Consider the following 10,446-nt stretch of genomic DNA (forward strand, 5'->3'; position numbering starts at 1 on the left):
CGACTACCAATAATCCACTAGCAAGAGCGGTTACACAGAATTATTTACACCCTCGAATTTTCCTGAGGGAAGGTTAATTTGTAGTAGTTCAGACATGATCTGGCAGTTACCGATTTTTCAGGAGGTGCTCTGCCAGATCATGTCTGAACTACTACACATAAAACATCTCAATTATATTTAAGCAACTTTGGGCACCACTGTGACCAAGATACCACCTTCTGCAGCCTCTATCAGATCTTCACAACAGCCTCGGCCACTCAGATTTGAAACCTTTAAGACATTGCCAAAAACACAGTAACAACATTAAACAGTTCTACAAGACGAGGGGGTAGATCATCAATATTTAGTGAGCCAAGCTCAGTGCTAGCATTGAGCGATAGAGTTCGATTTTAATGGTTAGCGTGTTCGTCTGACTTACACAAACTCCCTCAGCACTAGCTGACCATAGCTCAGCGTGCCTTAGCTGCAATTAATGGAGCCTATAAACCGAATAGAAGAAGATGATTGCAAGGGTTTCAAAGCATCTTTGTCTATACTAACGCCATGGGCTACGTGAGGCTTACAGTGAACGAATATAAGAGACCCCTTCTGACCAATTGGTCACATACGCTCAACCGACCTTATAAACCTTGCTCTTCTGATTGAGAGTATTACCCCTTCTTAGCTACAGCTTCATACCTATCGGAGTAGATGTAGGAAATTGCCGTTTTATGAACTCTTCCTGTGGCCAACCGAGATGAGAAGCCGTCCCCACTCCGTATGGATGAGCTTCAATACAGGTTGAGTAATCAGATAGTGTCCTTTTCCTACACCAGAGTCGCCAGATGCTATCAATCTAAGAGTCACTTGATGGTGTGATAGACACGTAACTAATTGATTTTACAGTAATTTCAAAGTCACTGAATGACGTTATTCACAGCGCCGTCTGGTTAGCGAATTACTAAAAAGGAAAAAGTAGTCGCTCACAGGAAGAGAAGTTTTGAAAACGGGCTTAGTGCCCGTTTTTTTTATTTAGAGCACCTCGGTTTACTCCCCCTACCCATCATAGATTTAAGTTCTATAGCATCCCCGCCCTCAAACCATTGACGCCAGCCAAACTTCAAACTATTTGGACAACATCTGGCATTGACGCATAATGCCCTGCGTTGACTGATGTAACAGCGACATCGCCCTACTTGAGCAGGCCTTCAAATATCCACCTGCCTTAAACCCGCGAATGTGAATTTATCTATGAACACCCCTGATTTAAAAGAAATTATTAGCCTGAGCTGTGAAGACCGCTACGAATACTTCTTGAGTATGACTGGAGAAGAAAGGGAAATCTGGATATTGATTGATGACCAAAACTGCTTCCTGAAAATTCATACCGATGAAGACGGCGGTTTCGAATATTTGCCGGTATGGCCCAGCGCAGAATTTTCCAAAGCCTATGCTGAGAATGAAGCTGGACTCACACCAAAAAGCATTCCCTTGCCCCAATTCTTAAAGAAGTGGCTTCCCGGGCTGAAAAATGACGGCATTGAAGTCGGTATATTTCCTGCACCCGATAAAAGTGTGTGGATTACCGGCACAGAGGAATTGGAAAGTGACCTGCGCGAAGAACTGGATAACTTTTGAATTCGCCAATTCACAACATAACTACCACCACAACGGCTTATTCGACAGAAGACAGTTTTCTCACAAGTAGAGAGCTTTAGAAGACAGGCGCAATGCCTGTTTTTCTATTTTCCCCAATCAATCTTATCGAAAACATTTAAAAGAAAATCTCTCGCTATCTGTCCACCCTTTAACCAGAAAAACATCCACAAAATAGTCCCCTAGTAGGTCCCCCGGATAGGATAGCGGTTGTCAGGGTTCCGAATAAATTCGATACCCACCAACAAAGTCTGTAAATCTGGTCGTGCAAAAGGCGCACTGGAAATATCGACTACTTGTAACCTGCCAGATTCATTGATCACAAAAATACCTGGCTCAGCAAAAGGTCGATCAGTTTCTTCCGGAGAGCGGGGTTTTGAAATATAGAGCCCTAATTGCTGCATCTGCGGTATCGATAAATCGTAACCGATCGTGAATCCTGGTTTAATCTTCTCCATTTGCAACGCCGCTTTCTCGGCAGTATCCGCAGAGACTGCAACCACATCGACACCCTCGGCATGGTAGCGGGGTAGCAGTAAACTCAGTGCACGTAAGTATTTGGTACAGAGGGGGCAGTGCTTACCTCGATAGACCACCACCATCTGCCAGGGAAAGCTCCCTTCAGGCTTTCCCAGAACCAGCCTTCCTCCACCCAGCCTTGACACTTCGATTATTGGGAAATCAATTCCCGCAGCCAGTTTCGTATTGCCCATCACCACCCCACTTGAGAATATAGGTAGAGATACAGTCAGCCAATGAATCTACCCCCGTTAGTATAGGAGACCCGATGAAAAACCCCCTTATTCGCTTTCTATCAACGCTGCTGGCAACTGGATTGCTGAGTGGTTGTCCGGACAGCCCCGTAAGCACTAAATTTTCTGGCCACCAATCCCATCCGTTGGAATTTCTGCCAGCACTAAAGGGTGACTACTTTAGGCTGGATTCAGTGATTATTGAGCGGCCTTATCATATTTATACTCGTCTTCCTGAAGACTATGATCCGAACGGAAAGCAGCTCTACCCAGTAATCTACCTCCTTGATGGGGATTCCCTGTTCCCGATTCTGGCAACCAACCACCTATTTATGCACTATGACGATTACGCACCCGAGGCGATTATCGTAGGTATCGCCTACGGTTCATTTAAGCCCGACACCAATCGCCGTAGTTACGATTTTTCCCTACCCGACAGTAACGGTAACCCAGAGAGGGGTGGTGCAGCACAGTTTCTCAGCTTTTTGGAACAGGAACTGCTACCGGTCATTGAAAGCCGCTATCCTGCGGACCCACAGCAGAGAATTCTTTTTGGTCAAAGCCGAGGCGGCCACTTTGTGCTTTACAGTGCTTTTACTAAACCCGATCTATTTAAAGGCTTAATTGCCAGTAACCCCACCTTCCTTCCACAAAGGAAGTTTTTCAAAGGCACACCTGCTCCCGCCACTAGAAGTGATCTGATATTGGCAGTTACCAGCGGTTCTAAAGATATTCCCTCTCTTCGTAAAGATGCGCTCACATGGCACGACCACTGGATATCACAGAAAAATAACCCCTGGCGTATTGCCTTTAAAACAATATCGGCAGGCACTCATGCCGCAAACAGCACCGACAGTTACCGTTTTGGCATTAATGAGATATTTAAACAGGAAATCAGCCTATCCCGCAGAGAAGCCGAACAAAATGCGGTATCAGCGGATGATCATTAAGGCATTAATCTAACAGTTTCTACGCCAACCATAAAAAAAGCCCGCTCAAAACGAGCGGGCTTTTGCAAAACTCTACGTACCTACCGGCTTATTCAGTACAAGCAGCAATCCGGCCAGCACTGTTTTTACCAGCACCACAATTCAGGCCATCGGGAATATTAGTGTAATCGGGAGCTAAAATACCACCATTGCGCTCGGCATCGTGATCGGTATATATGCTAGCCAGATTATAGGAACGCGCCGTACCCTTACTATCGTTGTCACAGGAGAAGATAGCGCTTCCGTAAGCAACACCCAGGAACGTCTTGTATTCCTTTAAGTTAGACCACAGATTGCGCTTGGCAGAACCAGAGCAGTTCATCTGGGAAGCCAGGTTGATATAACCATCATCCTCACCACCCAGCAGAAGGGAGCTAGCACTTTCAATACCCGGGAAGCCGGCGTAGCCACCAATGGTATAAACCGGTGCAGCCAGGTTGGTACCTACATAGTTACGTACCGCGTAGACATCATTAGTTTGCAGGTAACGTACCGCTGCACACTCACGGCCAATAAACCAGTCATTGATCAGATCTTCAACCCAGCTGCCATTACACAGGCGATCAACTCCCTCTGTGCCAGTGATTGCCCCACCGGTGGTAAAGATCGCGGCAACACCACTGATGGCGGATTCAAAATCCACCTCAACCGCATGATTTTCATCCAAACCGGCAACATTTACCGTTTCGGTTTTTGTTTTGCAGCTCTTCCAAAACCAGGAGCCAGAACAAACCTTAGAGCTTTCTGTCACGGTGTTGGAATCAAACTGGTTATAGGCACGGTTATAATAAGGGGAACCAGGTACGGCGTTGCCAGCGATATACATCATCTGTGTAGCGCCCTGGCTGTGCGCAATTACCCAGAAGGTATCGTCAGCGGCACATTGGTTATCGTGCTCATAGCCATCGCCCTCACCGCTGCGAATAGCGGTGATCTGCCGAGAAATTTCGCCGGCAGTTCCATCATGCCAATAGGGCATTTCACCTTCATCAGTAGAGTCGTACCCCACTACGCCATAGTTACCACCATTTACACGCAGCTGCTCAATAAAGTCACTGCCGGAGTACTGATCAAAGTGAGCCTCACTCCAGTAGTCCAAAGCCGGCTGCTCAAGGTTACCCTGAGAGTTGGTGCGCTGCTTGATATGCCCCTCGGTACCATGACCGTGAACCAGGATATAGCAATTATCCGCACTGGCAGAGGCAGAGCCCAAGAGCCCGGCCAATAGAAGGGAGAGACTCGCACCCAATCGCTTATATAGTATCATTGTGATGTCCTTTTATTTTTCTCGGGCTTGGTTCTCAATTTTTACAAATTGTTTTTTAATATTGCCGAGACTGTTTTTATGGCTTGCGAAAGGTATCCGGTTACCGACTGCCAAGAATAGGACTAATAGCGCCACACAGGTCATCAGTGCGACAAGCTGCCAGACTGGCCAGTCAAAATGTGCTGGGCATGAACAGGCATATTTACGACCTAAGACCAAACCTTAATAGACAGCTGCACCAGTAACTTATCCCGACAGAGGCTTTGGGTTACAAACCTGACATCACGCGAGGAAATCTAAATAGACATATATAAGAGGGATTACTAAAAGCCCCATCAAACCACCAATGTAAGTAAGTGCCAACATACAGTTAATCGCATCTATGTTCGATGACAGCTTCAAGTGAGACTGAATGCCAATACTTCGCTGGCAGGACGCGCCTTTCTCACATCACTTCTTATTAGCTAGCAACCATACCATTATTACCAGAGTCTTTATGACCAATCCGAGGCATAGCAACTCTTGTGCAGCATTTTGACGCCAAGACTAAAAAATGTCTTATATAAGACCAGCTAACCGGCTATAAATGTGCATTGCTACCGGAATGCGTTTATTCGCTACTTTTCTTCTGACGGCAGTATCAACAATTCAGAGTACCGCCAGCTACCAGATACTTATAGAGGGACATAACAGTGTTTTATCTAGGGCTCTTCTCAAAAGCAAAAGATGACACACACAAACATCTATGCAACAACAGGTATTTAGCCAGCATCGTTATGTATCCACTATTCGGATAGGCGATAATATGGCCACCTCTATAAATAAAGCTTTTCAATTTACCGAAAGTAGAGAGACGAAAATGAAAGATTCACAAGCGTTTTGGGATGATACGGCAGCTCGGTATGCAAAAAACCCAATCAAAGACATAGACTCATATCAAAAGAAACTGACCATTACACAAGAGTATTTCCAGCCGGACTGGTCTGTACTGGAATTCGGATGTGGTACGGGCAGCACAGCAATCACCCATGCCCCCTTCGTCAAAAAAATTATCGCCACTGACATATCAAGTAAAATGCTGGATATCGCCGAGCAAAAGGCAAAAAAAGAATCTATTAAAAATATCACTTTCCAGCAGGGAACTCTAGACAAACTGGAATTTGAACCAAGCAGCTTTGATGCCATCTTGGGACTCAACATATTGCACCTGTTAGAAGATATGGATGCCGCAATTTCCAGAGTCTACAATTTGCTAAAACCAGACGGTATCTTTGTTTCCAGCACAGTACTGGTTGACAATATCAATTGGCGTTTTTTAATTCCCGTTATGCAATTTTTGGGGTTAGCCCCCTTTGTTCATCGTTTTGGTAAACAGGAGTTACTGAGCAGGTTAACCGATACGGGATTTAGCATTGATCAGGAATGGCAACCTGGGAAAGAATCCGTTTTTGTAATTGCCAAGAAATAAACCCAACTAAGACACCCTCTGCTCAATGGTACTTTATTTCTTGTGATCAAATCTAAATCGAAAATAATCCGGCCAGCAAGGGTGGGGGACATCCCCCCACCCTAACAACCTCTGGCAATAAATATTGCCGGTCACTAAATCAAGAAAGGATTAATTCGCACTATTAGAATGATAAATCATCGCCTGCCAGACATTTTGTTGGCCGCCGCCATAACTGTCATAAGTGGGGTTTTTGATATAGGTCCAGGCAACCTTACCATCTCCCATGTACATGGGCTCATCCAGTCCACCCCAACCATAATTGGGAAGCTCTATTGGCCCTTCGAGGACATTCATATCTGCATCAATTTCCATGATATAAAAAGCTTTCGGCACCAACAAACGCTTTGATCCGCGGTTAGCATAAATACGATCGAAAGATAGATTGTCAGAGATACACTGGAATTTTGCGTAACCCAATAGATAGCGCCCATTCTTTAAATCGACAAGCTGTGGGTCACTAATCTGGCAATCATTATCTTCAACCACCCAGTTAAAGCCCTGTCCTTCCATACTCCCACTGGCACTGACTTTTGCGATCCCAATACGGGTTAAGGAGTTGGGTTCCAAAGCATCACCAGAATAGAGTCCCTGTCGGCTAATCGTTGGAAAGCTATCATCGTCTTCCCAGTAGTTATAACTCATATAAGAAAGAAAGCAGTTTGTGCTGTCGTAATCCGCACAATCCTCATCAAAAGGGCCCGAGCCGGAGGAATCTACACCCACTTCATCCTGTAAAAATCGATCCATGTCCGCAGTTTCTATATATTTCGGCGCGACAATCAATGAAAGGTTGGTATCCGCATCCACCGGCACCACAGTGTGACCACCGCCATTGGAAACCATTACAGAAGTTGAGGGAACGAAGTGATTAAAACGTCCCTCGGTAGAGGAGCTGGAGGCTTCCATCTTAATAGCAATAGTTCCCAGCTGCCCGTGAGTACTACCTATCCAGTCATTCCAATCACTGGTGCAAATTGCACCATAGAGCTCGCTATCCGGATTATAAAAAGAACGGATATTCACAACGTGGCCATCACCACAGGCCCAATACCAGCCGCGATTATCTGAGCTGCTCATATCCAGAGACCAGTTATCCCGATCTATCACCGTCAGACCAGCTGAATAGTGTGAATTTCCATACCCATCGAATACCCGCGCCGAGACTGAAAACCCATAGCTGCTGCGATCCTGACTATCCTCTTCCACATAGCTCAGCTCTTGAGCGCCCAGATGGGTACCACCGTGCATTTTATTGACGACATAAGCATCAGGTACTTCGCTCAGGGTTTGATTTTCCCACTCTAATAACCAAATTTGCTCGTTGTATTTATAGCTTACATCACGAATATGTTGCAGCAAGTCATCATAATTGCCGGAGGAAAGATTGGAAATAATATATTCCATCTCCTCCTGCATTTCAGCGCCTTTTATGGTGGTGAAAGATGGTGAATCACCAAAATCAGTATCCGGAAATGTTGCCTCCAAACCGGCCAGGAAATCATCAAAAGTTAACGTCGCATGCCCCGTAAAAAAGTTGATATACTTGCTATGATTGGTGGCAACCAGCAAACCAATTTCATTGGTAATTCGTGATTCAATGGTGTCAATATTGTCTTCCATTTTCATCCAGGTTGATCCGTATTGCTCAACCAAATCACCTTGGACATCATAGCGCTCACTGGCTTGATAGTCCGTATTACACAATACCGCTACCGTAGAGCAATCGGCACTGGCAGCGATTCCATGGGATTCAGAACACTGTCGTAAAAGAGTCGCATTACCTGTTGGTTCAAAACTTGAAGTACTCGGATCATACTGCAGCTCATAAACCGATCCATAGGTCGTATCCGCCGCACTTGATCCCTCAGACAGACTGGTAGAGACAAACATCCTGGGCGTTTCAGTATCCGTTGCACAAGTTGCGGTATAACTGCGAATCGGGATATCGATATCCTCTTGGTCCTGCTCTCCATCAGTTCGCGCAATGTAATGAGCCATTTGATAGACTTCCCGGGCATTATTCATAGCCTCGGGCAAAGTCAGGTCAACAGCCGTCAGCGATGCAAAACCCAAATTAGTGACCTCGACATCTCCCACCGTCACCGTTGTACCTACATTATCCGAGATAGGCGTATCGTCATCAGAAGAGCCCTGGCCGCCGCTGCTTCCCTGGCCGCTTCCATTATCTGTCGAAGATGTGTCCGAGTCTGAGGAAGAGCTTCCTCCACCACCTCCGCAGGCGGCCAGTAGCGCCGCCAGTGAAAGTGCCAACAGTTTCTTATTAATCAGTAAACCCATCAATTCTGCCCAACTAGTAATCGCTTAGATATTTTTTATTGATTGCTGCCAGAGGTTCGGCTTGTGCCACCAACCTTTGAACGAGTGTGAAGTTAAAAGTTATGCAATCGATTGTCTGTGATCTGCGTATACTATGGCGTGAGGGACGATAAATGGTTACTCCGTACCGATAAGCGGCTGCCTCCATACACCAACAAAACATTCAATAAACTTTTCTTCAGCAAAGCATTTATCACAAACCCTTGCCGACGATTACCTCTTGGTGACGCTTTTTGCCAGTAATATCTACAATCAACTCCTCATTAACAAAAAACGTCACCATTCGCCCTGACTTGGGAAAAACGATATAGTGAACAACCCTATCGCCGCTACATAGCGTTGAGCTAACCCACAAATCCGCTATCTGGTAGGTATTATTTTCAATAAGGAAGTGAGAGTATGAAAAGACTGGTCCTGATGGTTTCCCTACTTATTCCCGGCCTTTCTCAGGCCACCCCTGAAATTACCGGCACCCCACAAGACCTGCGCGGCCTGATTCACCCTCAAACTCGAGTGGTCACTCTCCACGGCAATGCAAAAGAAACCGCTTACTCTGACCAAGCGATCATCAACGTCATGGTAACTACCGAGGATCCTCTGCTGTCAAATGCTATTGCCAACAATAGCAATCTGCGCGAGCAGTTAACCCGCAGCCTGGTAAAAGCCGGCATTCAAAATAGCAGAATTAAAAACTCAAAGTTTTCCTCCTCTCCGCAATTCGGCTGGCTAGGTAAGAATCCGTCGAGCTATAAAGTGATTAACCGGGTGGCAGTAACCATTGACAGAGAAAGCCAGCTACAGGCGATCGCCCAGTTGACTGACCAAAATAAGGAAATAGAAATTGTCAGCACTTCTTTTCAACATTCAGAAGAACCTGAATATACAAAGAAGGTTCAATCCAAAGCCATAGCCAAAATTATGGCGCAAAAAGCGGATTATGAAAAGATTCTGGGAATCCAATTAACCCCAATTGATATTCGCACTCATAATGTTGGATACCGTGGAACAGAAGAAGCCGAAGCTATAGAAGAAGTTATCATTACCGCCGCTCGGAAAAGGGGAAATAGCTACAAGAAGAGTTTTTCAGATTCTTACTCAGAAGTAGCGCCGGTTTCTTTCGACGAAATTCAGTACGAAGCTTCTTTATCTGTGGAATTTCAAGTTACGCCTCTATCCGAAACCAATTAGATCTACAGTTTTCGGTTTAGTTGATAACTATGCATAGGTAAAGACTCTCTACAGAGTCCTACCTATCACCGATAATAGCAATCAACCGACTGAAAAAGATAAAACCTGACTAATTTCATTTAGGCTACGCCCAGACTGGGACTGCCAGATCTCGATAGCCCCCTGCAATGCAGCCCACTCTTTCTTTGATGACGGAGACTTATCGACAACGCCCTCGCGAATAAGGGCGCGAACCGTATCGCTGGGAAAAATTAGGGTATCCACACCCAGACGGCGTAAAAATACTTGAGCCGTCTTACCTCCCAACCTATCTCCACCCTTACGTAAATACTGAAGGTTTTCTACATATCTTGCAGTATTCCAGCTTGCGAAATACTCCCCTAAACTCCCATATTCATTCGACAGACGCCAAAAAAAATCTGCATTTCTCTGAATCGATCGTGTTTTAGTCCAGTGCTTTATCATTCCCTCCTGGCGCATAAGGTCATCCAGCACCTCTTCAGGTAAGCAACGACAAAATGACACATCAAAACCATAAAAGATTTTCTCAATATCCGGCCACTTCTTCCCCACCACTGTCCAACTGAATCCAGCCTGAAAAACTGCTCTGGAAGCAACAGAAAGCCATAGATTGTCAGCTATATCCCTAACTTGCTCCGCAGGTTTTGGCCTGGTGAGCCTGGACTCAAGACCATCCAAGCCACCAAACCGGTCCAGGGCTGTCCCATATAAATCAGCTTAAATCGTGACTGTAATTATCTTGTCTAA

Annotated in this window: 8 protein-coding genes; 4 read left to right on the forward strand and 4 right to left on the reverse strand. The window is 45.5% G+C overall.

Annotated elements, in window-relative coordinates; all coding sequences use genetic code 11:
• Positions 1 to 1,230 precede the first annotated feature (1,230 nt).
• A complete protein-coding gene (locus MO867_RS18600; RefSeq protein WP_252471947.1) occupies positions 1,231 to 1,617 on the forward strand; it encodes a DUF2750 domain-containing protein in 387 nt (128 codons plus the stop codon).
• A 200-nt stretch (positions 1,618 to 1,817) separates the two neighbouring features.
• Here the strand turns inward: MO867_RS18600 and MO867_RS18605 are convergent, their stop codons facing one another.
• Positions 1,818 to 2,348 carry a redoxin domain-containing protein gene (locus tag MO867_RS18605; RefSeq protein WP_252471948.1) on the reverse strand — a complete coding sequence of 177 codons (531 nt, stop codon included), beginning with the start codon at positions 2,346 to 2,348 and terminating at the stop codon, positions 1,818 to 1,820.
• A gap of 74 nt (positions 2,349 to 2,422) precedes the next feature.
• Between MO867_RS18605 and MO867_RS18610 the strand changes: the two genes are divergently transcribed.
• Positions 2,423 to 3,337 (forward strand): alpha/beta hydrolase, encoded by a 915-nt coding sequence (locus MO867_RS18610; protein WP_252471949.1) that lies wholly within the window; start codon positions 2,423 to 2,425, stop codon positions 3,335 to 3,337.
• 88 nt (positions 3,338 to 3,425) lie between these two features.
• Here the strand turns inward: MO867_RS18610 and MO867_RS18615 are convergent, their stop codons facing one another.
• Positions 3,426 to 4,643, reverse strand: coding sequence for a hypothetical protein (locus MO867_RS18615; protein ID WP_252471950.1), 1,218 nt, complete (start codon positions 4,641 to 4,643; stop codon positions 3,426 to 3,428).
• A gap of 805 nt (positions 4,644 to 5,448) precedes the next feature.
• On the opposite strand from MO867_RS18615, the gene MO867_RS18620 reads away from it, so the two are divergent.
• On the forward strand, positions 5,449 to 6,111 hold the full coding sequence (locus MO867_RS18620) for a class I SAM-dependent methyltransferase (protein ID WP_252471951.1): 663 nt from the start codon (positions 5,449 to 5,451) through the stop codon (positions 6,109 to 6,111).
• 150 nt (positions 6,112 to 6,261) lie between these two features.
• Here the strand turns inward: MO867_RS18620 and MO867_RS18625 are convergent, their stop codons facing one another.
• The gene (locus MO867_RS18625; RefSeq protein ID WP_252471952.1) at positions 6,262 to 8,451 is read right to left on the reverse strand and encodes a hypothetical protein; all 2,190 of its coding nucleotides are present in this window, start codon (positions 8,449 to 8,451) and stop codon (positions 6,262 to 6,264) included.
• Between the two features lie 438 nt (positions 8,452 to 8,889).
• Between MO867_RS18625 and MO867_RS18630 the strand changes: the two genes are divergently transcribed.
• Positions 8,890 to 9,678, forward strand: a complete 789-nt coding sequence (locus MO867_RS18630; RefSeq protein WP_252471953.1) for an SIMPL domain-containing protein — start codon at positions 8,890 to 8,892, stop codon at positions 9,676 to 9,678.
• 81 nt (positions 9,679 to 9,759) lie between these two features.
• On the opposite strand, the gene MO867_RS18635 is transcribed toward MO867_RS18630, so the two are convergent.
• Complete coding sequence (locus MO867_RS18635) at positions 9,760 to 10,377, reverse strand: DNA-3-methyladenine glycosylase I (protein WP_256474173.1); 618 nt, start codon at positions 10,375 to 10,377, stop codon at positions 9,760 to 9,762.
• Between the last annotated feature and the right edge of the window lie 69 nt (positions 10,378 to 10,446).

The sequence above is a fragment of the Microbulbifer okhotskensis genome (assembly GCF_023895975.1).
Taxonomy (GTDB): Bacteria; Pseudomonadota; Gammaproteobacteria; order Pseudomonadales; family Cellvibrionaceae; genus Microbulbifer; species Microbulbifer okhotskensis.